This is a genomic window from Hymenobacter sp. 5516J-16 (assembly GCF_022919335.1).
GTDB lineage: Bacteria > Bacteroidota > Bacteroidia > Cytophagales > Hymenobacteraceae > Hymenobacter > Hymenobacter sublimis.
Window position 1 is genome coordinate 3,198,483 of sequence record NZ_CP095058.1, and the last position, 23,017, is coordinate 3,221,499.

Annotated in this window: 21 protein-coding genes, 1 tRNA gene and 3 pseudogenes; 11 read left to right on the top strand and 14 right to left on the bottom strand. The window is 56.8% G+C overall.

The annotated features are described in order from the left end of the window. The first annotated feature begins 138 nt into the window (after positions 1-138). Positions 139-420: an acylphosphatase gene (locus MUN84_RS15925; RefSeq protein ID WP_244695016.1), complete on the top strand. Its 282-nt coding sequence runs from the start codon at positions 139-141 to the stop codon at positions 418-420. Positions 421-422: 2 nt separating this feature from the next. After that, positions 423-754: pseudogene (locus MUN84_RS15930) on the top strand (DMT family transporter). A gap of 123 nt (positions 755-877) precedes the next feature. On the opposite strand, the gene MUN84_RS15935 reads toward MUN84_RS15930, so the two are convergent. Further along, positions 878-1,258, bottom strand: a complete 381-nt coding sequence (locus tag MUN84_RS15935) for a hypothetical protein (protein ID WP_244695017.1) — start codon at positions 1,256-1,258, stop codon at positions 878-880. A 164-nt stretch (positions 1,259-1,422) separates the two neighbouring features. Next, positions 1,423-3,231, bottom strand: a complete 1,809-nt coding sequence (typA, locus tag MUN84_RS15940; RefSeq protein ID WP_244695018.1) for a translational GTPase TypA — start codon at positions 3,229-3,231, stop codon at positions 1,423-1,425. A gap of 252 nt (positions 3,232-3,483) precedes the next feature. On the opposite strand from typA, the gene msrB reads away from it, so the two are divergent. From msrB to MUN84_RS15955, 3 genes are all read left to right on the top strand, one after another. Continuing rightward, a complete protein-coding gene (gene msrB, locus MUN84_RS15945) occupies positions 3,484-4,056 on the top strand; it encodes a peptide-methionine (R)-S-oxide reductase MsrB (protein WP_244695019.1) in 573 nt (190 codons plus the stop codon). A gap of 174 nt (positions 4,057-4,230) precedes the next feature. Next, positions 4,231-5,025 (top strand): DUF3050 domain-containing protein, encoded by a 795-nt coding sequence (locus MUN84_RS15950; protein ID WP_244695021.1) that lies wholly within the window; start codon positions 4,231-4,233, stop codon positions 5,023-5,025. 75 nt (positions 5,026-5,100) lie between these two features. Then, positions 5,101-5,451 (top strand): hypothetical protein, encoded by a 351-nt coding sequence (locus tag MUN84_RS15955; protein WP_244695022.1) that lies wholly within the window; start codon positions 5,101-5,103, stop codon positions 5,449-5,451. Between the two features lie 91 nt (positions 5,452-5,542). On the opposite strand, the gene MUN84_RS15960 is transcribed toward MUN84_RS15955, so the two are convergent. Continuing rightward, a complete protein-coding gene (locus MUN84_RS15960; protein ID WP_244695023.1) occupies positions 5,543-6,187 on the bottom strand; it encodes a hypothetical protein in 645 nt (214 codons plus the stop codon). Positions 6,188-6,488: 301 nt separating this feature from the next. On the opposite strand from MUN84_RS15960, the gene metG reads away from it, so the two are divergent. Further along, entirely contained in the window at positions 6,489-8,534 is a 2,046-nt protein-coding gene (gene metG, locus MUN84_RS15965) for a methionine--tRNA ligase (protein WP_244695024.1), read from the top strand. A 364-nt stretch (positions 8,535-8,898) separates the two neighbouring features. On the opposite strand, the gene pth is transcribed toward metG, so the two are convergent. The 4 genes from pth to MUN84_RS15985 all read right to left on the bottom strand — a co-directional run bounded on the left by pth (position 8,899) and on the right by MUN84_RS15985 (position 11,707). After that, positions 8,899-9,468, bottom strand: coding sequence for an aminoacyl-tRNA hydrolase (pth, locus tag MUN84_RS15970; RefSeq protein WP_244695025.1), 570 nt, complete (start codon positions 9,466-9,468; stop codon positions 8,899-8,901). A 196-nt stretch (positions 9,469-9,664) separates the two neighbouring features. Beyond that, on the bottom strand, positions 9,665-10,237 hold the full coding sequence (locus MUN84_RS15975) for a 50S ribosomal protein L25/general stress protein Ctc (protein ID WP_188558810.1): 573 nt from the start codon (positions 10,235-10,237) through the stop codon (positions 9,665-9,667). 373 nt (positions 10,238-10,610) lie between these two features. Further along, positions 10,611-11,540: a ribose-phosphate pyrophosphokinase gene (locus tag MUN84_RS15980; RefSeq protein WP_188558811.1), complete on the bottom strand. Its 930-nt coding sequence runs from the start codon at positions 11,538-11,540 to the stop codon at positions 10,611-10,613. Between the two features lie 94 nt (positions 11,541-11,634). Beyond that, positions 11,635-11,707: transfer RNA gene (locus tag MUN84_RS15985), tRNA-Gln, on the bottom strand. A 266-nt stretch (positions 11,708-11,973) separates the two neighbouring features. Between MUN84_RS15985 and atpD the strand changes: the two genes are divergently transcribed. The 3 genes from atpD to MUN84_RS16000 all read left to right on the top strand — a co-directional run bounded on the left by atpD (position 11,974) and on the right by MUN84_RS16000 (position 15,058). Then, positions 11,974-13,479, top strand: coding sequence for a F0F1 ATP synthase subunit beta (atpD, locus tag MUN84_RS15990; protein WP_244695026.1), 1,506 nt, complete (start codon positions 11,974-11,976; stop codon positions 13,477-13,479). A gap of 104 nt (positions 13,480-13,583) precedes the next feature. Next, complete coding sequence (gene atpC, locus MUN84_RS15995) at positions 13,584-13,823, top strand: ATP synthase F1 subunit epsilon (RefSeq protein WP_188558813.1); 240 nt, start codon at positions 13,584-13,586, stop codon at positions 13,821-13,823. Positions 13,824-13,936: 113 nt separating this feature from the next. After that, entirely contained in the window at positions 13,937-15,058 is a 1,122-nt protein-coding gene (locus MUN84_RS16000) for a trans-sulfuration enzyme family protein (RefSeq protein ID WP_244695027.1), read from the top strand. Between the two features lie 174 nt (positions 15,059-15,232). Here the strand turns inward: MUN84_RS16000 and MUN84_RS16005 are convergent. The 3 genes and pseudogenes from MUN84_RS16005 to MUN84_RS16015 form a co-directional block, all read right to left on the bottom strand. After that, positions 15,233-16,380: pseudogene (locus MUN84_RS16005) on the bottom strand (DegT/DnrJ/EryC1/StrS family aminotransferase). Between the two features lie 104 nt (positions 16,381-16,484). Beyond that, entirely contained in the window at positions 16,485-17,180 is a 696-nt protein-coding gene (locus MUN84_RS16010) for an acetyltransferase (protein ID WP_244695028.1), read from the bottom strand. Continuing rightward, positions 17,177-17,833: a sugar transferase gene (locus MUN84_RS16015; protein WP_244695029.1), complete on the bottom strand. Its 657-nt coding sequence runs from the start codon at positions 17,831-17,833 to the stop codon at positions 17,177-17,179. The genes MUN84_RS16010 and MUN84_RS16015 overlap by 4 nt, the downstream gene beginning before the upstream one ends. An 85-nt stretch (positions 17,834-17,918) precedes the next feature. Between MUN84_RS16015 and MUN84_RS16020 the strand changes: the two genes are divergently transcribed. Together MUN84_RS16020 and MUN84_RS16025 are read left to right on the top strand one after the other, a co-directional pair. After that, positions 17,919-18,386, top strand: a complete 468-nt coding sequence (locus tag MUN84_RS16020; RefSeq protein WP_244695031.1) for a 4-(cytidine 5'-diphospho)-2-C-methyl-D-erythritol kinase — start codon at positions 17,919-17,921, stop codon at positions 18,384-18,386. Then, entirely contained in the window at positions 18,365-18,730 is a 366-nt protein-coding gene (locus MUN84_RS16025; protein WP_244695033.1) for a hypothetical protein, read from the top strand. Before MUN84_RS16020 ends, MUN84_RS16025 begins: the two co-directional genes overlap by 22 nt. Positions 18,731-19,017: 287 nt before the next feature. Here MUN84_RS16025 and MUN84_RS16030 read toward each other — a convergent pair whose 3' ends face one another. From MUN84_RS16030 to tgt, 4 genes and pseudogenes are all read right to left on the bottom strand, one after another. After that, positions 19,018-19,683 (bottom strand): DMT family transporter, encoded by a 666-nt coding sequence (locus MUN84_RS16030; protein WP_317238974.1) that lies wholly within the window; start codon positions 19,681-19,683, stop codon positions 19,018-19,020. Then, a complete protein-coding gene (locus MUN84_RS24025; protein WP_317238975.1) occupies positions 19,596-19,952 on the bottom strand; it encodes a hypothetical protein in 357 nt (118 codons plus the stop codon). Before MUN84_RS24025 ends, MUN84_RS16030 begins: the two co-directional genes overlap by 88 nt. A gap of 119 nt (positions 19,953-20,071) precedes the next feature. Continuing rightward, positions 20,072-21,147: pseudogene (locus MUN84_RS16035) on the bottom strand (LptF/LptG family permease). A 528-nt stretch (positions 21,148-21,675) separates the two neighbouring features. Further along, positions 21,676-22,806, bottom strand: coding sequence for a tRNA guanosine(34) transglycosylase Tgt (gene tgt, locus MUN84_RS16040; RefSeq protein ID WP_244695035.1), 1,131 nt, complete (start codon positions 22,804-22,806; stop codon positions 21,676-21,678). Positions 22,807-23,017 lie beyond the last annotated feature (211 nt).

The window sequence follows — 23,017 nt, forward strand, 5'->3', positions numbered from 1 at the left end:
TATCTTCTCGCTTATAGGGCCTAACCAGCCGTTAGCAGCAACGCCTACCAAAGGCGGGCGTATGCAGGAGGGGCCTGATAAAACTGCCCGGCGTGGGACATTGAAATCTGCTGCCAAACCTTACAACCGTACTCTTCTATGTCAGCTAGTGAACACCGAACTTTTCAAGTTTCTGGGGTAGTACAGGGCGTTTTTTACCGGCAAAGTACTTACACAGAAGCCTGCCGGCTAGGACTGACGGGCTGCGTCCGTAACAACAAGGACGGCACCGTAACCATCGAAGCCGAAGGGCCAGCCGCCGCCTTAGATGCGCTGGAAGCGTGGTGCCGACAGGGGCCGCCAGCAGCGCGGGTGGAGCAGGTAGTAGTCAGCACCGGCTCGGTGCAGGGCTATCAGGAATTTGCTATTCAACGCGGCTAGCCATGAAATACTGGGGTTTTCTGTTGTTGGCTATCTTGGCTGAAACGGCAGCTACTACGGCGCTTAAGGCCTCGGCCCAATTCACGAAGTTCTGGCCGAGCGTAGTGGTTGTGGTAGGGTATGGGGTAGCATTCTACTTTCTGAGCCTGACGTTGAAAAGCATTCCGGTGGGCGTTGCTTACGCCGTGTGGTCAGGTATTGGTGTCGTGCTGATTACTCTAGCCGGGGTAGTATTTTATAAGCAGATTCCGGATGCCCCGCCCTGTTAGGGCTCGGGCTGATTTTAGCTGGCGTTATTATAATCAACCTCTTCTCCAAAACCTCGGCGCACTAGTTGTACTACCCCTACCACATCGGGCGCCTGGCAATTTAGCGTTACTTGTCATCCGATACTGGCCAAAAGCACAAAGGCGCAGCTTGCACCGCGCCCTGCTCATTGAATTCGGTAATTGTTCCTCTATCTAGCTTTATTGTATACCACCTTTTCCAGGTTTTCTAACCGCTGCCGCAACTCCCGTACCTCGGCCTCTTGGGTGCCCTGCGTGGTCTGCACTTGGTCGTAACGGTCGGTCTGCCGGTTCATGGCATCCAGCACGGCCGTCGTCATGTTGTTGAAGGCACTCTCCATGCGCGTGAAGCCGTGGTTCATCTCTTGGCGCAGGCCACCCACTTCCTGGCGCAAGCCGCCTACTTCCTGGCGCAGACCGCCCACTTCTTGGCGCAGGCCGCCTAGTTCTTGTTCCATTCTATCCTGACGCACGGAAATCTTGTCCAACGTAATCAGGATGTCGGCTACTACTTCGGGTATGTCGCGCTTATTGCGGTTTTCAGAATCCATAGGGAGTAGATAGATAGTCAGTTAGCGAAGATACGGAACCGGCTTAGCATTCGATGAGGCCCATAAGCAAAAAGGCGCGACCCTGGGGCCGCGCCTTTTTCCGTACGTGATTCGACAAATGGCTCCCATTTTAAGCGGCGAGCCACCCGTTAGCATCCGCGAGTTTAGTCGACTTTCTTGGCTGAGCGCAGACGCTCGTTTTCGTCGAGTAGGATCTTGCGCATCCGCACCGATTTCGGGGTTACTTCCAGGTACTCATCCTTCTGGATGTATTCCATGGCTTCCTCCAGCGAGAACTGACGCTTGGGCACAATCTTCACGTTCTCATCCGAGCCCGAAGCGCGCATGTTTGTCAGTTTCTTGCCCTTCTGGATGTTGATGGTCAGGTCATTAGGACGGGTGTGCTCGCCGATAACCTGGCCAGCGTACACTTCCTCGCCCGGATCCACGAAGAACTCGCCGCGGTCCTGCATCTTGTCGATGGTGTAGGCGGTACCGGCACCGGTGTCCATCGAAATCAGCGAACCAGAGATACGGCCCGGAATCACGCCTTTGTAGGGCTCGTAGGCCGAGAAGCGGTGGTTCATGATGGCCTCACCAGCGGTGGCGGTCAGCACGTTGTTGCGCAGGCCGATCAGGCCGCGGGCCGGGATGTTGAACTCCAGGTGCTGCAGGTCGCCCTTGGGCTCCATGATGGTCAGCTCACCCTTGCGCATGGTCACCAGCTCGATAACCTTACCAGCCGTTTCCTCCGGCACGTCAACTACCAAGTGCTCAATGGGCTCCAGACGGTTGCCGTTCTCGTCTTCGCGGAACAGAACCTGGGGTTGGCCTACCTGCAACTCGAACCCTTCGCGACGCATGGTCTCGATGAGTACCGACAAGTGCAGAATGCCGCGGCCGTACACCAGGAAGGTGTCTTCACGGTCAGTTTCCTTTACGCGCAGGGCTAGGTTTTTCTCAGTTTCCTTGAACAGACGGTCGCGCAGGTGGCGCGAGGTCACGAACTTGCCTTCCTTACCGAAGAAGGGCGAGTTGTTGATGGTGAACAGCATGTTCATCGTCGGCTCATCGATGCTGATGGTAGCCAGCGCCTCGGGGTTTTCGGCGTCGGCGAGGGTGTCGCCAATGTCGAAGCCTTCGATGCCGGTTACGGCGCAGATTTCGCCGGAGCTAACCTCCGAAACCTTGTTTTTACCGAGGCCTTCGAACACCTGCAGCTCCTTGATCTTCACCTTCTTGATGGTGCCGTCGCGCTTAATCAAGCTCATGTTGGCGCCTTCCTTCAGCGTACCGCGGTGCACACGGCCGATGGCGATACGACCTACGAACGAGGAGTAGTCCAGGGAGGTAACCTGCATTTGCGGGGTGCCTTCCAGCTGGGGAGCGGGCGGAATGGAAGCCACTACAGCGTCGAGCAGCGGAATAATGCTGTCGGTTTTTTCCTTCCAGTCGGTGCTCATCCAGCCCTGCTTCGAGGAGCCGTACAGGGTCACAAAGTCCAGCTGGTCTTCGTTAGCGCCCAGGTTGAACATAAGGTCGAACACCTGCTCGTGCACCTCGTCGGGGCGGCAGTTTTCCTTGTCTACCTTGTTGACTACCACGATGGGCTTCAGGCCCAGGTCAATGGCTTTGCCCAGTACGAAGCGGGTCTGGGGCATGGCACCTTCGAAGGCGTCAACGAGCAGCAATACGCCGTCGGCCATCTTCAGTACCCGCTCCACCTCACCGCCGAAGTCGGCGTGACCAGGCGTGTCGATGATGTTGATTTTTACGTCCTTGTAACGTACGGATACGTTCTTGGAAACGATAGTAATGCCCCGCTCACGCTCCAGATCATTGTTGTCGAGGATCAGGTCGTCGAACTGCTGGTGCTCGTCGAAAAGCTTCGAGGCGTGAATGATCTTGTCCACGAGCGTAGTCTTGCCGTGGTCAACGTGCGCGATGATGGCGATATTCCGAATGTTCTGCATACAAAGGTTTTTCCGGGCGCAAAGGTACGGAATGTTTAGCGCAAAAAACTGACAGTAATTAATTGTTACTGAGAGGGGAAGAAACTGGTGGTGAGAAGACAGACAACTCCTTGGGCTGCTGAGGTTCCGCCCCGGCTTACTTCATCCGCTTGCCCCAGCCGTAAGACCGAACCGTAGGCTAGCTGCGTATGTTGTGTTGTCAGCCTGCCCACGGGGGTAGGCGGCTTGCTTATACCTCACTTTGTTTTGCCAATGCGCTCCTCCCTTTTAATTGTGCTGTTGTCCTTCCTGACGCTGAACTCGGCTTGTTCCCAGAAAAAAAGCCGCGACGCGAAAATGGACTTAGCTGACTCTTCTCGGCCCGTTACCACGGCCTCCGCAGCCGGTAAAGCCTACCCCAAACCTCGGCTCGTAACCGGCAAGCCCGATGAGTTTCCCATTCGGAAAACCGATGCACAGTGGAAGGCCCAACTCACGCCGGCCCAATACTTTATTCTGCGCCAGCAGGGTACGGAGCGGCCGTTCGTGAATAAGTATGCCAACAACCACGAGAAGGGCAACTACTACTGCGCCGCCGACCACAACCTGCTGTTCTCGTCAGAAACCAAGTTCGAATCGGGCACGGGCTGGCCGAGCTTCTGGGCCCCCGCCACCGAAAATAGCCTGAAAGTAACCGCCGATAACACCCTGGGCATGAGCCGCGACGAGTTGGTATGCGCCAAGTGCGGCGGCCACCTAGGCCACGTGTTCGACGACGGCCCTAAGCCCACCGGCCAGCGCTACTGCATGGACTCCGACGGCATGGTGTTCGAAAAGACGAAGTAAAAAATGAACCCGGGCTGGCAGTCGGCAAGACTGCAGAACGGCCGACTACCCATCCTTATATCACAAAGCTGCCGCTTCCGGTACTTTTGTAGTGGCCCGTTGGCAATCCAAGCCAGCGGGCCATTTCGTTTGTTTGGGCGCCAAGGCGGCAGCTCCGCCCAATTTCTTCTACGCATGTCAACTCAACTTTCCTCTGATTCCATTGCTGATTTGCAGCAGACTTTGGCCCCGGTCCGCGCGCAGCTTGTTGCACACGGCGTCTACCAGTCGCTGCACTCCCTAAGCGACTTGCGCGTGTTTATGCAGCACCACGTATTTGCCGTGTGGGATTTCATGTCGTTACTGAAGGCCCTGCAGCGGGAGCTGACCTGCGTGGACGTGCCGTGGGTACCGCGCGGCAACCCCGCTACCCGTCGGCTGATCAACGACATTGTATTGGAGGAAGAAACTGACGTGGACCCCGAGGGCAACCCGGCCAGCCACTTTGAGCTGTACTTGCGCTCCATGCGTGAATGTGGCGCCGATATGGCCCCAATTGAACGGCTGCTGGCGGCGTTGGCCCAGGGAGCTTCCGTGGCGGCGGCCCTAGAGCAGGCTCAGGCGCCCTCTTCGGTTCGGGAGTTTGTGCTGGACACTTTCCGCATTATCAGTTCGGGCCAGCCTCACGCGGTGGCGGCCGCCTTCACGTTTGGCCGCGAGGATGTAATTCCGGATATGTTCCGTCATCTCGTGCACGATTTGCGCCAGCGCTTCCCCGGTCAGCTCGATACCTTCACCTACTACCTCGACCGTCATATTCAGCTTGACGAGGAAGTGCACACTCCACTGGCCCAACAGATGGTGCGCGAGCTGTGCGGTGATGATGCCCAACGCTGGCAGGAGGCTGCCACGGTGGCTACGCGCTGTATGCAGGCCCGCGTGGCCCTCTGGAACGGAATTCAGGCCGACTTGGCGGCAACTCAGGGGTAGCGGGTCAACTTCCCGGCCGCTAGTTCGTTAGCAAAGAAGCCCACCTATGCCAGGCGGGCTTCTTTGCTTTTTGTTATGAACCTGTCTGCCTCCAGCCGCTATTTACTACCCCTGCTAACCCTGCTGATGGCTTGCACTGCCTCCCAGGAAACTACCGGTGAGGAAAGCGCCGTGCAACGGCCACCTACCCGCATTGTAACCGATGCCGACCGCCAAGCTGCCTACAACAGCAATGCCGGTTACGGTGGCTCCGTCCCCGATGCTACTCCCGGCCGCGTAGCCATTCGGGAGCAGGCCAGTGGCATCAATTCGCGCAAGCGCCCCGAAAGCCTGAACACCAACGACAACAACACAACCCCGCCGGAAACCCGTCTGCGCCGCCTCAACGGCGCCCCAGCCGACACTCTGCGCCTGCCCCGGCAGTGAGCCGGAAAGAGGCTACTACACGCCAGTACACCAAAAAGGCCCTGCAACTTCAGTTTAGTTGCAGGGCCTTTTCGGTGTAGAAATCAGATTTTTACAGGCTTACTCCATCAGAATTCGTGTCGGAGTCTGGGGCGGGGGTAGCATTAGGCGCGTTTTTTTTCACGGCAGGGCGCGAGCGGGTCGGCGCTGGTCGTACGGCCGCTATTTTGGTGTTGGGTCGGGCCGTAGCGGCTTGGGTAGTTGAGCCGTTAGCTGCTACCGCTCCGTTAGGCCGTGCGCGTGGTGCGGCGGGGCGGGCCCCAGCCCCTGATGAAGGGGTAGCAGCAGGGGTGGACTCCGACGTGAGTGAATCCGAGAAAGTGGAAACGCTGTCGGAAGCGGCGAGCGTACCGCCCTCATGATGACGAACGATGGTGTGCAAGGCTTGCTCAAATAGCTGCTCCATGTCTACATCCAGCCGGCGGGTAGCATCCTGAACTACCTCCTTAAGCTTGGCTTTCGTTTCCTTGCGAATCCGTTTTACTACCTCGTCAATGCGGCTGTCAAGCTGCTTCTGAAGTTGCTTGGCGGCAATTTTGAGTGCTTTCTTCTGAGTCGCCTTTTTACTGGGGCGCGCATCAGTAATAACCGAAGTAGCCGACTTAGCAGCTTTGGCCGCCTTGCGTTGTGCTTTTTCGGTGGGGTCTTTTTCCTTTTTAGCCTTTTTGGCGGGCTGTTCCTGATCGGAGTTTTTCATGACTGCAGAAATGAGGAGAGAAGTGCTAGCTCAAATACGGTGGAACGCTACAGTAGGTAGCCTAAATATAGAAGGATTTATAGCCTGACTTGTTTGTTGAAAAGAGAAGCTCGTAGCTATTTCCATAGATGACCCCGAATTTTGCGGCTGCATAAGCCGCTCACCTGATGTAAACGGCCGCATTCTGACGCCCACGGAATCACGCTGCCGCAGCATCTTTCCTCATTTTACTTGTTCCTTTGCACTCCCCTTGTCCGGTAGGTACTACCGGGCGCTTCCTGAAAAATAGTTTTTGCTCGATATGCCCTCTGCTCCCCAACGCTACACCGTTACGGCCGCGCTGCCCTACGCCAATGGTCCGGTACACATCGGCCACCTGGCTGGCGTGTACATTCCGGCCGACATTTATGCCCGCTACCTACGCGCTCAGCAGCGCGACGTAAAATTCATTTGCGGCTCTGATGAGCACGGCGTACCGATTACTATTCGGGCTCAGAAGGAAGGCGTCACACCCCAGCAGGTAGTGGATAAGTACCACGCCATCATCCGCGACTCGTTCCGGGACTTTGGTATTTCCTTCGATATTTACTCCCGCACTTCCTCCCAAACGCACGCCGAGGTAGCCAGCGGTTTTTTTAAGAAGCTCTACGAGGAAGGCAAGTTCATTGAGCAGACCTCGCAGCAGTACTATGATGAAAAGGCCGACCAGTTCCTGGCTGACCGCTACATCGTGGGCACCTGCCCGAACTGCGGTAACGACAACGCCTACGGTGACCAGTGCGAGAAGTGCGGCACTTCGCTCAGCCCCACCGAACTGATCAACCCACGCTCCATGCTCTCGGGCAACCAGCCCGTGCTGCGCGAAACCAAGCACTGGTACCTGCCCCTGGACCAGTACGAGCCCTGGCTGCGCGAGTGGATAGTGGAAGGTCACAAGCAGGACTGGAAAACCAATGTGTACGGCCAGTGTAAATCCTGGATTGACCAGGGCTTGCAGCCCCGCGCCGTTACCCGTGACCTGGACTGGGGCGTACCCGTGCCAGTAGAAGGGGCGGAAGGCAAGGTGCTTTACGTGTGGTTTGATGCGCCCATCGGCTACATTTCCGCCACCAAAGACCTACTACCCGACACCTGGGAAACCTATTGGAAGGACCAAGGCACGCAGCTAGTGCACTTTATCGGTAAGGATAACATCGTATTCCACTGCATCATCTTCCCGGCGATGCTCAAGGCCCACGGCGACTATATTCTACCCACCAACGTGCCCGCCAATGAGTTTCTGAACCTGGAAGGCGACAAAATCAGCACGAGCCGCAACTGGGCCGTGTGGCTGCATGAGTACTTGCAGGATTTCCCCGGCCAGGCCGATGTGCTACGCTACGTGCTCTGCGCCAACGCCCCCGAAAACAAGGACAACGACTTCACCTGGAAGGACTTTCAGGCCCGCAACAACAACGAACTGGTGGCTAACCTGGGCAACTTCGTGAACCGGGCCGTGGTGCTGACGCACAAGTTCTTTGAGGGCAAAGTGCCCGCCGCCGTGGGCTTTACTACCGAAGACGAGGAAGTGCTGCGCCAGCTCCAGGAGTTTCCGCAACGCATCGGGGAGCTGATCGACAACTACCGTTTCCGCGACGCCCTGAACGAGCTGATGAACCTGACGCGCCTGGGCAATAAGTACCTCGCCGATATGGAGCCCTGGAAGCTCATCAAGTCGGATGAGGCGCGCACGGGTACGGTGCTGCATGTCGCTCTGCAATTGGCCGCTAGCCTCGTAACATTGCTAGAGCCCTTCCTACCCACAGCCGCTAGTCGCCTGGGCATCATGCTCAACATCGAAAAAGGTACTTGGCAGCAAGCTGGCCGCCCCGATAACCTAACTGCTGGTCATCAGCTAGCGGAGGCTACTTTGCTGTTCACCAAAATCGAAGACGCTACCGTAGAAGCCCAGGTGCAAAAGCTGCTAGATACCAAGAAAGCCAACGAGCTAGCCGCTGCCGTTTCGGCCCCGGCCAAGGAGGACATCAGCTTCGAGCAGTTCCAGACCATGGACCTGCGCGTGGGCACCATCGTAACCGCGGAGAAAGTCGCTAAAACCAAGAAGCTGCTCAAGCTCAGCGTTGATCTAGGCTTTGAAGAGCCCCGCACCATCGTGTCGGGCATTGCCGAACACTTCCTGCCCGAAGCCCTGGTAGGCCAGCAGGTACAAGTGCTGCTCAACTTGGCTCCCCGCGAAATCAAGGGCATCCAAAGCCAAGGCATGCTCCTAATGGCCGAAAACGCCGACGGTTCTTTAAGCCTGATGCAGCCGAGCAGTCACGTACGCCCCGGCTCCGGCGTGGCATAGTTCTACTGTTTAAGCTTATAAAAAAGCCGGTCGCCAAGGTATTCAACTTGGCGACCGGCTTTTTTATAAACGGATTGGGTTACGATACTTGACTATGTTCTATTAAAACAGATCAAACACCATCTTATTGTTATTGGCTACAATGGAAGCAGGGTCGTTTTTGATTGCTATGATCTTAGCAATCCTTTTATACTTGATTTTACCAATAGCGATAATATGGGGTGGTGTCAAACTATTGCGTTCTAACAACGAACAAAGGCACCAATTGATAACCAGATTCCTTGGTGTTGTGCTGTTATTACTGCTGTTATTCTACGTGGTGGTAGGGGGAGTGAAAGTGATTAATTTTCTGTCTTAACCCTACTCATTTAACATTCACCACATTCATGGCCCGCTCCAGGCCTACCGTACCGAACAGCAGCACTGCTTCGGCGGCTTTTTCCAGACGGCCTTCGATGTCAATTTGCTCATCCGCGGAGAAGGGGCTGAGCACGTAGTCTACCTGCCGGCCCTTGCTGAAACTGGAGTCAATACCGAAGCGCAGGCGGGCGTACTCGTCGGTGCCTAGTGTTTCCTGAATGTGCTTGAGGCCGTTCTGCCCGCCCGCGGAGCCTTTGCCTTTCAACCGGAGCTTGCCGAAGGGTAAGGCCAAGTCGTCGGTTACTACCACCATCTGCTCCTTGGTCAGCTTGAGGACACTAAGCCAGTGCGCGGCCGCTTTCCCGCTGAGGTTCATGTAGGTAGTGGGCTTTACCAGCACGAAGGTGTGGCCCTTGTGCTTGATTTCGGTGGTAAAGGCATGACGCCCCAACGCCCACGGCGCGGCCTCGTGCTTGCGGGCCAGGTAGTCGCCCACCATAAACCCTACATTGTGGCGGGTGTCGGCGTATTCCGGCCCGATGTTGCCCAGGCACAGCACAAGAAACTTGCTCACGGATTGTCGCGGATTAAAAGTCGAATTCACACAAATTCTGGGGCCGAAATATATTCAGCCCCGCTGTTCGAGCCGCACTAAACACGGTAGGTCGGCTCACAAAAAAAGCCGTCCTGCCAGCAGGACGGCTTTTCGGTGGACGGTATTACTCAGCACGAAATCCGTGTAATCCGAGAAATCCGTCTGAATCCGTGATTTATTTGTCAGCCTGCAGGGTGCCTTTCAGAGCACGCGGGATGGTTACAGTAGCAATGGGAGCCAGCGGGTTGGTCAGGATGGAATAGCCCTTGGGCTCAACCTTGTTCACCTTGATGGATTTGCCCAAGCCCAGGTCTGAAATGTCAACCTCCACGTAGTCGGGCAGGTTTTCGGGCGAAGCCTTCACGCGGATTTTGCGCAGCTTGCTTACCAGCTTACCACCAGCTAGTACGCCCGGCGATACGCCAACGTACTTCACGGGAACGTCCATTTTCACTTCTTTGCCTTCCTGCAGCTCCAGGAAGTCAACGTGCAGCAGCATCTCGTTCACGGGGTGGAACTGCGAGTCCTGCACGATGGCGCGACGGATGTCACCTTCGATGTTCAGCTCTACGATGTGCACTTCGGGGGTGTACAGCAGTTCGCGGAACAGGATGGCCGGGGCCGAAAAATGCACTTGGTCACCAGCGCCGTACAGTACGCACGGTACGTAGGACTCCAGGCGCAGGGCCTTGGCATCCTTCTTACCGAGATTCGCTCTTTTAAACCCTACAATCTCGAGGCTTTTCATAAAACGTGTTCTTTTGAAGAAAAAACGCTTACCCACAGCAGGTAAACGGGCCGCAAAGATAAGATGTTATCATAGATTTTCTACTTGCCTTACACCAATAAAAGTGAAAGAGCGGACCGGCAACTGTTGTTAACTTACCAGTTAGACCATATCACCAAGCCGATTATTGACCAGTAGAAGGCGCCACAAATCGCGGCAAGAATAAGTAGCCGTCGGGCCAGTTCCCGCAGAGAAGTGACTGCACTCAGCCAACGCAAGGCCAGGAACCCGGCTACTGCCAGAATAGCCAGGATAAAGGGGTAGAAGAGGATAAGAGGCGACACACCATATAGTAATACCATATAATCAGGAATAACGAAACAGACTTTGGCTTTTACACAAACAGCGAGCTGATGGATTCGTGAGTTACGACATTACGAATGGCTTGCGCAAACAGACCCGCCACGGAAATCACCTTAATTTTAGGATTCTCTTCCTTTAGAGGCATTGTGTCGGTAATCACGAGCTCTTCCAAAACGGAATTGCGAATTCGCTCGTGGGCTGGGCCACTGAGTACGCCGTGGGTAATAACGGCGCGTACTGACTTGGCGCCCCGCTCCATGAGCAACTCGGCCGCTTTGCAGATGGTACCCGCCGTGTCCACAATGTCATCCACGAGCACTACGTTCATGCCGGCCACGTCGCCGATAACCTGCATGGAAGCTATTTCATTGGCTCGCAGGCGCATCTTGTCACAGACGACAATTTCGGCCCCAAACTTCTTGGCAAAAGCCCGCGTGCGTACTACCCCGCCTACATCGGGCGAGGCAAAAATGAGGTTGTCGAGGTTCAAAGACTGGATATAAGGTGCCGTGACGGTAGCCCCATCCAGATGATCCACGGGAATATCGAAGAAGCCCTGAATTTGGCCGGCGTGCAAGTCGCAGGTCATCATGCGGTCAGCGCCCACGCTCTGAATCATGTTAGCTACCACTTTCGCGCCAATGCTCACGCGCGGCTTGTCTTTGCGGTCCTGGCGGGCGTAGCCCATATAGGGCATCACGATGTTGACTTTATAGGCCGAAGCTCGCTTGGCCGCATCCACCATTAAGGCCAACTCCATCAGGTTTTCGGCGGGCGGGTTAGTGCTCTGAATCAGGAATACGGCACAGCCCCGGATGCTTTCGTTGAAGCTGGGGCCCAGCTCCGTATCGGCGAAGCGCTGAATGCTCAGGTCGCCGAGGGGAGTGCCGTAAGCGGCTGCAATCTGTTCGCCCAGTTCTCGGGAAGCATTACCCGCAAAAATCTTTACCTGCTGTGACATGACGGAAAGGGAAGAGGGGGAAAATAGAAAAAGCGAAAGGCGCTGACTCTTCCGATGCAGGAAGAATCAGCGCCTTTCGCGTTGGGGTTGTCGGTTGTCCGACCAGGGCTCGAACCTGGACTTTCTTGAATCAAAATCAAGCGTGTTGCCAGTTACACCATCGGACAATTTCCAAGCAGTAACCGGTGTGGGTGTGCCGTTTGGTTGTGCAAATGTACAGCAGCTTTTATTCAAGGCAAATTTCTGGGAGAAAATTTTTCTTTCAAGTAGCCCTCTGATTCGGCAAGGGCAGAGTTTTTTGGCTGATTTTCAGGTATTCAGAGCCGGAAAAAAAAGTTGGCGAAGCTGGGTTTTAACCCGCTTTGGCAATGCCGGGATTAAGCTGTACTTTTGCGTCCTGAAACGTTGCACCCATCCCCATATACAAAACGCAATGGCGAATACCGGCAAAATCACCCAGGTTATCGGTCCCGTCGTGGACGTAAGCTTCGCGGGTGAAAGCTCCAAGCTTCCCAACATCCTCGACGCCCTCGAAGTGACAAAAGACAATGGCCAGGTAGTTATCCTGGAGTGTCAGCAACACCTGGGCGAAGACCGTGTGCGCACCATCGCCATGGACTCGACCGAGGGCCTGACCCGCGGCGCAGTAGTTCGTGACCTCGGCTCGCCCATCACCATGCCCACCGGCGAAGGTGTGCGCGGCCGTCTGTTTAACGTGATTGGTCATGCCATCGACGGCATCGAGCAGCCCCAGAGCGAGGGTGGCCTGTCCATCCACCGCAATGCCCCGGCTTTCGAAGACCTGGCTACTTCCTCGGAAGTACTGTTCACGGGTATCAAAGTAATTGACTTGCTCGAGCCGTATGTAAAGGGCGGCAAAATTGGTTTGTTCGGGGGTGCCGGCGTAGGCAAAACCGTACTCATCATGGAGTTGGTAAACAACATTGCCAAGGCCTACGGTGGTCTGTCGGTGTTTGCTGGCGTGGGTGAGCGTACCCGCGAAGGCAATGACCTACTGCGCGAATTCTTGGAGTCGGACGTAATTAAGTACGGCGAAGGCTTCAAGCACTCGATGGAAGAAGGTGGCTGGGACCTCACGAAAGTGGACGCCGAAGCCCTGAAAGACTCGAAGGCTACCCTCGTGTTCGGCCAGATGAATGAACCCCCCGGAGCCCGGGCCCGCGTAGCCCTCTCGGGCCTGACGGTAGCTGAAAGCTTCCGCGACGGTGATGGCACCGGTGCTGGCCGCGACATCCTGTTCTTCATCGACAACATTTTCCGCTTTACCCAGGCGGGTTCGGAAGTATCGGCTCTGCTGGGCCGGATGCCTTCGGCCGTAGGGTACCAGCCCACGCTGGCTACCGAAATGGGTGCCATGCAGGAGCGCATTACCTCTACCAAGCGCGGTTCCATCACGTCGGTGCAGGCAGTATATGTGCCAGCCGATGACTTGACTGACCCGGCTCCGGCAACTACGTTTGCTCACTTGGACGCTACCACCGTACTGTCGCGTAAGATTGCCGAGCTGGGCATCTACCCCGCAGTAGACCCGCTGGACTCGACCTCGCGCATTCTGTCGGTAGAGGTACTAGGCCAGGAGCATTACGGTACCGCCCAGCGCGTAAAGGAGATTTTGCAGCGCTACAAAGAACTGCAGGACATCATCGCCATCCTGGGTATGGACGAACTCTCCGAAGAAGACAAGCTGACGGTAACCCGCGCCCGCCGCGTGCAGCGCTTCCTGTCGCAGCCCTTCCACGTAGCTGAGCAGTTCACCGGCCTGAAAGGTGTGCTGGTTGACATCAAAGACACCATCAAAGGCTTCAACGAAATCATCGACGGCAAGTACGACCACTTGCCCGAGGCGGCTTTCAACCTAGTTGGCACCATTGAGGATGCCGTGGTGAAAGGCGAGAAGCTGATGTCGGAAGCCAAGTAGAATTATCAATTAAGAATTAAAAATGAAGAATGAAGAACGGATGGTCGAACGAGCTTTAACTGTCAATTCTTCATTCTTCATTTTTAATTTATAATTCCAAAAAGATGCATCTGGAAATCATCACGCCGGACCGGAAAGTGTTTGAAGGCGAGGTTACGTCGGCCCGGTTTCCGGGTGCCGATGGCCTGTTTGAGGTTCTTAACAACCACGCCCCGCTTATTTCAGCCTTGCAGCCTGGCGACATCGTGCTGAATGGTGGCGCTACTACTTTTCGCATTGAAGGCGGGGTAGTCGAAGTGCTGCGCAACAACGTAATTGTGCTGGCTGAAGGTGCTTCGGCATAACGCTGGCAAACTCCTCTAGAAAAAGCCTTTCCTTTGCCGGAAAGGCTTTTTCTTTTTCAAGTACATCCCTTCCCACCTCCTTTTCTCTACGGCCCACCCAGCCTGTTCCGTTCATGCACATCCACCCCAAAATCACCCCGATTTACCAAACTTCCGTGTTCAAGTTCGAAGACCTAAACGAGCTGGAACAGTACTTTGGGGAGCCAGGCAGCCGGTACATGTACTCGCGCAACGGCAACCCCAACTCCGATGAGCTAGCGGAGGCAGTAAACCAGTGGGAGGGTGGAGCCGGGGCCATTGCTACTGGTTCCGGAATGGCCGCCATTTTCGCCGCCTTAGCCGCGTGCTGCCAGACGGGCGACCATGTGCTGTGTGCCGCCGACATTTACGGGGGCTCCTCGTCGCTGCTGAATCAGGAACTGAGCCGCATGGGCATTACTGTGACGTATGTGCCGTTTGAGCAGCTGTATGAGTTGGAGCAATTCGTGCAGCCTACTACGCGGGTGGTGTTGGCCGAAACCATCAGCAACCCGCTACTGCGGGTAGCAGACTTGCAGCGGCTTGCTACTGAGTGTCATCAGCACGGGCTGAAGCTGGTAGTTGACAACACCTTTGCCTCTCCGGTGCTGACTCGCCCCTTGGCCCTGGGCGCCGACTTAGTGATGCACAGTGTGACTAAATACATAGCCGGCCACTCCGACGTAACCGCTGGGGTAGTGGTAGCCACTGACCCCGAGCTGGCCGCGCGGCTAAAGCAGATCAGCATACTTTACGGCTTGACCCTAAGCCCAATGGAAAGCTGGCTGGCCGTACGGGGACTGAAAACCCTACGCCTGCGTATGCGTGAGCACAGTCACAATGCCCTCGCCCTTGCTCAGTTCTTACAAGAGCAGCCAGCTGTGCGGGCCGTGTACTACCCCGGGTTGCCTGACCACCCACAGCATGGCCTGGCCCAGGCTCAGGGTAGCGGATTGTTTGGGGGCATGCTCTCCATCCTGCTAGCCGATGAGACTGAGGTAGTAAACCGCTTCATGCACCGGAGCCAGCGCTTCCCCTTTGCGCCTTCCTTGGCGGGAGTCGACTCGTCCATGTCCTACCCCCTGGGTACCTCGCACCGCTACCTGACGCCGGAACAGCAGCAGCAACTACGCATCAGCACGGGGCTGATACGGCTGTCAGTAGGTATAGAGCCGGTAGAGGAATTGCTGGCTGATTTGGCACAAGCCCTTCGGTAGGGTATAAATAGTTAAAAAGGAGGTAGCCTAGCGAGCTGCTAGAATCAAAATCTCAGGAAAAGGCCCGCGCAAGGCTAATGCGGGCCTTTTCCTGAGATTTTGTTTTATACTACTCCACTCAGCTTTTGTGCGTTAAATACTGGTTATTGAACTTTATATACCATTTGGGCTGGTCTAACTAGCTTCGAAGAGGGTCCGAATGGCAGAATTTACCCGTTGTAAATCAGTATCTGTCATGGCGGAGCCGGAAGGCAGGCACAGCCCCCGCGCGAACAGGTCAGCGCTGATACTTCCGCCGAAAACTGGGGTAGCCACAAAAAGCGGCTGCTGGTGCAGGGGCTTCCAAAGCGGGCGGCTTTCGATGTTGTGCATTTCCAGGTGCAGGCGCAGTTGTTCGGGCGTGACGCTGGTTTCCTCGGGGTCGAATAGCAGGGTAGTAAGCCAGCGGTTGGAGCGGCCGCCAGCGGGTTCAGTCGGCCCGAAACGTAGGCCTGGGATATTGGCTAAGTGCTTTTGATACCAGGCGAAAATCTCGCGGCGCTTTTTTACTCGGTCTTCCAGCAACTCCATTTGCCCCGGCCGATGCCCGCGAGCAAGTTGCTAAGGCGGTAGTTATACCCGAGCTCCGAGTGCTGGTAATAGGGGGCCACATCTTTGGCTTGCGTGGCCCAAAAGCGGGTTTTGCGGGCCCAATCTGAGTTATTGGTGACTAAGGCACCGCCACCACTGGTCGTCAGAATCTTATTGCCATTGAAGGAGAAAACGCCTACCTGCCCGAAAGTACCCAAAGGCTGCCCCTCGTAGCGGGAGCCCAGGGCTTCGGCAGCATCCTCCAGAACGGGCACTTCAAATTCAGCGGCTATGGCCAGCACCTCGCGCAGCCGGGCCGGCATACCGTAGAGGTGCACCAGGATAAGGGCCTTGGGCCGACGGTTCTGGCGACGTAGTTCTTCTAATGCTTCCCGCAGCCGCTGGGGGCAGATATTCCAGGTTTCGGCTTCGCTGTCGATGAAAACGGGCGTGGCACCCAGGTACAGAATAGGGTTGGCCGTGGCCACGAACGTAAAGGACGGGCAGAGCACCTCGTCGCCAGGGCCTACGCCCAGCAGCCGCAAGCCCAGGTGGATAGCGGCCGTGCCGGAGGTTAGGGCTACGCAGTGCTGGGCCCCGGTAAACTCGCAGATGTCGCGCTCAAACCCATCTAGGTTGGGGCCCGCGGGAGCCACCCAATTATCCTCTATTGCCTTATGCAGGTAGTTAAGCTCATGACGGCCGAGGTGGGGAGGAGAGAGGAATAATCGGTCGTAATCCTGACTGCGCATAAGGAAAGAAGGAAAAGCGGCCGCTGGCAAAGCAGCCAAAACTCGCTAGCGCAAAAGAACGGTTAAAAAACCGGACCAGACATGATGCCTAGCATGAACGGCAACTATTCATGCCGCTTGATTACCTGGGCCGGCACCCCTACGGCCGTGCAATTCTCGGGAACATCGCGCACGGCCACTGCTCCGGCTCCTATAATGGCGTTAGCTCCCACTCGCACTTGGTTAATGACTGTAGCATTGGTGCCCAAGTACACGCCCGTTTCCAGGTACGCTTCTCCGCCCACATTGGCGTGGGGCATCAAGGAGCAGAAGTCTTCCAGCACGGCATCGTGCCCCACGGTGCAGCCCAGGTTGAGCAGCACGTGCCGGCCCAGCACAATGTCGCAGGTCAGGATGCAGCCCTGGCTGATGATGCTGCCGGCCCCGATCTGCACCCGTTGCTCCGGCTGCAGCGCCACACCAGGATGGACGAGGATCGGAAACGTGAGTGTTGGCGAGGTGAGCCGGGCTACCACAGCGGCCCGGCTGCGGCTATTACCCACGGCCACGACTACGTGTAGGGGCTCGAACTCCGCATTCAGGGCCGCAATGGTTCCGAGGTAGGGTAGCCCGTGCACCGCAGGGGTAGCGGGGGCGCGGTCATCATAGAAACCAGTTAGCTGCCAGTGGGGGCGCACGGCGTTAATCTGCCGGGCCAGCACCACTACCTCCCGGCCCAGGCCGCCCGCGCCCACAATAGCTAAGCGCGGCAACTGGGTAGGCAACGAAGTAGGAGCGGAAGCAGCGGAAGCAGTACTCATGCGGCAGGCGGATGATCAGGAGAAACGGCAGTACCCGTAAAAGCGGTGGTAGTGGCCTGGCCGGCCGCGGTAACGCCGTGGGCACTCAGCACCCGCCGAAAAGTACGCCACAGGATGCGCATGTCAAGGCGAAACGACAAATGGTCGACGTACCAGACATCATAGGCAAACTTCTGCTCCCAGCTGATGGCATTCCGGCCATTCACCTGAGCCCATCCCGTAATGCCCGGCCGCACGGCGTGGCGGCGCGCCTGCTCTGGCGAGTACAGCGGCAGGTACTGTTCCAGCAGCGGCCGCGGGCCCACCAGACTTAGGTCGCCGCGAAGCACGTTCCAGAGCTGGGGCAGCTCATCCAGAGAGGTGGCCCGCACCCAGCGGCCCAGGCGGGGTAGGCGCGCCTCATCGGGCAGCAGCTGGCCTTGAGCATCGCGCTGCCCAGTCATGGTCTGGAGCTTGTAGAACAGAAACACGCGGCCGTGCAGCCCCGGTCGGCGCTGCCGAAACAGCCAGGCTCCCCGGTTCTGTACGGCCAGGGCGGCGGCCAGCGGCAAGAGCACGGGCACGGCCAGCAGCAACAGCGGCGCGGCCAGCAGCACGTCGAGCAGGCGCTTACCGCGGCGGGCGTACCAGGAGGAAGTTGCGGCGGCAGACATAAGGACGAAAATACGGGGAATTGTAGTGGGCGTTTGACTTCTCGCCGGCCAGGGCTTTAGCTTGCGCTATATTCCGCCTTCCCGTATGCTCGTTTTCCCCAACGCCAAGCTCAACCTGGGCCTCTACATCACCAGCCAGCGCCCCGACGGGTTTCGCAACCTCGAATCGGTGTTTGTGCCCCTACCCTGGACCGACGCGCTGGAAGTGCTGCCCGCCCCCGAAACTACCCTGACGCTCACCGGAATTTCTATTCCCGGTGAGCCGGCAACCAATTTGTGTTTGCGGGCCTACGAGCTGCTCCGCGCCGATTTCAACCTGGCGCCGGTACACCTGCATTTGCATAAAGTAGTGCCCATCGGGGCCGGATTGGGCGGCGGCTCTGCTGATGCCGCGTTTGCGCTGCGGGCGTTAAGTGACCTGTTTCAGTTGGGCCTACCCCCGAGGCACTGGAAAGCTACGCCCGCCGCCTGGGCTCCGACTGTGCTTTTTTCGTTCGCAATAAGCCGGTTTTTGCCTACGAAAAGGGCGACGTGTTCGAGGAAATCAGCCTGAACCTGAGCGGTACGGCCTGTAAAGTCATCTACCCCGGCCTGCACATCAGCACTGCCGAAGCCTACGCCCGCGTACAAGCCCGCACCCCACGCCACGACCTACGCGCGACCCTGGCTCAGCCCCTGGAAACCTGGCGCGCTACCGTCAGTAATGATTTTGAAGAGGCCCTGACGCCACACTACCCAGTGCTCGGTGAACTTAAGTCGGCGCTGTACGCGGCTGGCGCAGCCTACGCCAGCCTGTCGGGCTCTGGATCGGCGGTGTACGGGCTGTTTCCGGGCCTACAGGTGCCACCCACTATGCAGCTGCCAGCCGGGTACCAGGTCTGGGACGGGCAGTTGTAACAGGCACAGCGTCTGCGTGAAGAAATTTGCTCTCGTGCTGCGTTCCGCTAGTCGCCTTACCCTCTGGAAATAGTGAAGCGGTGAGTGAGTGAAGTGTCATGGCGAGGGGAACGAAGCCATCCTTTTTTCCTTTCTAGCCAACCTACCAACATGACAAGCCCTTACGTCCGTGCTGGGGGTAAGGACTTATTACGTTAGTAGGGGTAGTACACTTGCCAGGACGGATGGCGGCGTCGGGCTTCCTCGCCAGAACATTGCACCGCTGCACTCATTCACCAACTCACCGCCTACCCTACCAGCACGTCGGCGGCTTCTTTGGGGCGAATGCGGCGGCGGTTCCACTGCTCGATGATGGGGTGAATAAGCACGCTCAGTAGAATAATGACAGTGCCCAGGTAGAATTTGGTGGAGAGCTTTTCCTGGCCGAAGCCGGGAATGCGCAGCGTGTACATGAGCACGGCCAGGATGATGCCGTACACCGGCTCCAGGTTAATGGTCAGGTTCACTACGAAGGCCGAAATGCGCTTCATCAGCTCCACGGAAGTAGAAAAGGCGTACACCGTGCACACGCCGGCCAGCACCAGCAGCCACAGCCAGTCGAAGCCCGAAAGTGCCAACTGTACGCCGCGGCCCTCCGTGAAATAACGCCCGTACAGGGGCATAAACAGGGCAATGCTCAGGCAGGCTCCGGTCATTTCGTACAAGGTCAGGCGAAGCGGCGTGTGGCGCTTTACCAGCTTGGAATTGAACACGCTGAACAACGCCGACAGTCCCGCGGAAACAATGGCCACCAGTAGGCCCGCCAACTGGTCCAGCTCGGCCTGCGACACGAGGTAGAGCCCCACCATGGTTAGCAGCCCCAGCCCTACCTCATAAAACCGCACCCGCCGCCACAGCAGCAGGGTTCCAGCAGGGAAGTCCAGAGGGCCAGCGTGGCCAGACCCGCCAGGCACACGCTCACCGACGACATGCGGGCCGCGAGGAAAAAAGTAATCCAGTGCGTGGCCACCAGCGCCCCTATACCCAGCAGGCGCAGGGCTTCGCCGGCCGGCATCCACAGGGACTGCCGCCGGGCCACAACCAATCCGGCCAGCCCCGCGGCCGCTAGCAACGTGCGCCAGAACACTAGCTCCACCGGCGGCAAGGAAATAAGCTTGCCCAGAATGGCCGTGAAGCCCCAGAGCAACACTATAAAATGCAGGCGGAGGTAGTCTTTGAGCATATCGTGAAGTGGTGAACTGGTGAGATAGTGAAAGGGTGAGTTTGACGTGCGGTTGGCGCTACCTGCGCCGATAGCGCCGACAAAACAACTCACCAGTTCACTATCTCACTATCTCACCGTTAGCGCGGAACTACCCGGTAGAGGAACAGCCCGATCAGGGTGAAAACTAAACTAGGCACCCAGGCCGCCAGCAACGGCGAGAGGGTACCTACGGCGGCCAGGTTGCGGCTCAGAATTACAAAAATGATGAACACGAAGGCCAACACGAAACCCAACGCAATTTGCCCGCCCACGCCGGCCCGGCTCTTGCGCGCACTCATAATCACCCCAATCACTGTCAGGATGAACATGGCATAGGGGTAGGCGTACCGCTCGTATTTTTCGCTGAGGTACACCTGCGTGTCGTCGGCGCCGCGGGCTATTTTCTGGTTGATGTAGCGGTTGAGTTCGGGTAGGGTCAAGGTTTCGGCCAGGCGGTAGGTGCTAGCAAAGTCCTTGGGGTAGAGGTTAAGCGTGGTGTCGCGGGCGGGCAGACTCTGCAGGGTTTCTTTGTCGCCGTTGAAGGTGCGGATTACCTGGGGCGTGAGCTTCCAGGCCCGTTTGGTGGAGTCCCAGGTGATGGCTTCGGCCGTCATGCGGCGCTTGAGCAGCGTGCCTTCAATGGTTTCCAGCGCAAACTTGTAGCCCACGTTGTTCACGTTGTCGTAGCTCTCCATGAAGGCGTAGCTCTTCGGCCCGATTTTGATGTGCACATTGCGCGCATCAAAGCGGTAGGGATTCTTGATGTAGGCCTTCTCGAACCGTACCCGGGTTTTGTTGGCAATCGGAATCAACCAGCCCGTCATGGCCATCGTGAGGGCACCCAAAATGGCGCTGCCCATAATGTAGGGTAGCAAAAACCGCTTGAAGCTGATGCCCGAAGCCAGCATGGCCACCACCTCCGTGCGCGAGGCCAGTTGGGCCGTCACGAATACCACCGCAATAAACACCGTAATGGGGAGAGCAGGTTGGCGAAGTACGGGAACAGGTTCACGTAGTACTCCGTCAGAATCTGCCAGGCACCCAGGTCGTGCTTCAGGAAATCATCATTCTTCTCCGTGAAGTCAATCACGCAGATAACCGACACCAGCAGCACCACCGTGAAGAAAAACGCGGTGAGAAACTTCTTCAGAATGTATTTATCGAGCAGCTTCATTTATCAGTCTCCGGATTTAACGAAGATAGTTTTCGCTGCCAACGTTTATCTAAAAGGCGTAGTGCCCATAGTATACCCAACATGCTACCAGAGCCGAGAGCGTATGGTGTAGGAAGCTTAGGCATGCTTGAGTTAATCCAAACGCTACTGAACTGGCCTAGCGCCGGAAACGCATAGTAAGTACGAAAAGAGCTGGTTGGAACAAAGGCAGCATACGTAACACCTATTACGAAGCCAAGTGTTGCCGCAACAACTGTGCGTCGTGCAGGAGCGGTAAAGTAATGTGCTGGGTGAAGACTGGATATAGACTGTTTGCCTAGCCTTGTCACGTAACCTAGTAGCATCACGGTAGCAAACGTCAATAATACTACTGGCAAATAACGATAAAGAGTCAGCAGTAAAGACCAGGACCAAGTATCAAATGTGTAGTGCAGGTAAAGCACAGAAAACATGGCTTCACCTACATAGCAAATAATACTTAGGATCAGCAGGAAGCGTGCGAGAACTCTGTGTGATTGAAACATGCTGTTACAACCGCGTCATCACCTGCTTTACCATCCGGTCCTTCCACTCCCGGAAGGTGCCGGCCAGGATTTGCTGGCGGGCCTGCTTTACTAGCCAGAGGTAAAAGGTCAGGTTATGAATGGAGGCAATCTGCGGGCCCAGCATTTCCTTACTGTGAAAGAGGTGGCGCACGTAGGAGCGAGAGTAAAACGTGCTGACGTAGCCGCCCAGCTCCTCGTCAATCGGCGTGAAGTCGTCAGCCCACTTCTTGTTGGCAATGTTCATAATGCCCTGGGTAGTGAACAACATACCGTTGCGGGCGTTGCGGGTGGGCATCACGCAGTCGAACATATCCACGCCCAAGGCAATGTTTTCCAGAATGTTGGCCGGCGTGCCGACCCCCATGAGGTAGCGCGGCTTGTCCTGGGGTAGGATGTCGCAGACTAGCTCGGTCATTTCGTACATGAGCTCGGCCGGTTCGCCTACGCTCAGGCCGCCAATGGCATTGCCCTCGCGGCCCTGCTCGGCAATAAACTCCGCTGATTTCACGCGCAGGTCCTTGAAAGTGCTGCCCTGCACAATCGGAAAAAGGGTTTGGGAGTAACCGTAGTGGCCCTCGGTGCTGTCGAAGCGCGCAATACAGCGCTTCAGCCAACGATGAGTCATGTCGAGGGAGCGGGCGGCGTAGTCGTACTCGCAGGGCCAGGGCGTGCACTCGTCGAAGGCCATGGTGATGTCGGCCCCAATGGTGCGTTGAATGTCCATGACACCCTCCGGGGAAAACAGGTGCTGGCTACCATCAATGTGGGAGCGGAATTTCACGCCCTCCTCCTTGATTTTGCGCGTACCCGACAGCGAGTACACCTGGTACCCACCTGAGTCGGTCAGGATGGGCCGGTCCCAGCCGTTGAATTTGTGCAGGCCGCCGGCTTTGCTAAGTACCTCCAGGCCCGGGCGCAGGTAGAGGTGGTAGGTGTTGCCAAGGATAATTTGGGCCTGAATATCGTCTTTCAGGTCGCGCTGCTGCACGGCTTTTACGGTGCCGGCCGTGCCCACAGGCATGAAAATAGGCGTTTCAATGGCGCCGTGGTCGGTGTGTACGACGCCGGCGCGGGCTTTACTATGGGGGTCGTTGGCTACGAGGTCGAAGGTCATTCTGCGGGAAGAAGCTAGGAGCTGGAAGCCAGGAAATAGGAGTTGGAATCTAGAAGCTAGGAGTAAAATAGGTAGTCAGAACTGCGTCTGAGCTAACAACTCTATACTTCTACCTCCTGGCTTCTGGCTCCTACCTCCTGGCTTCTCTTTACAAAGGTACTCGCCCCACCCCGAATGCCTACTTTTGCAACTCGATTCACGACCTGCGCCT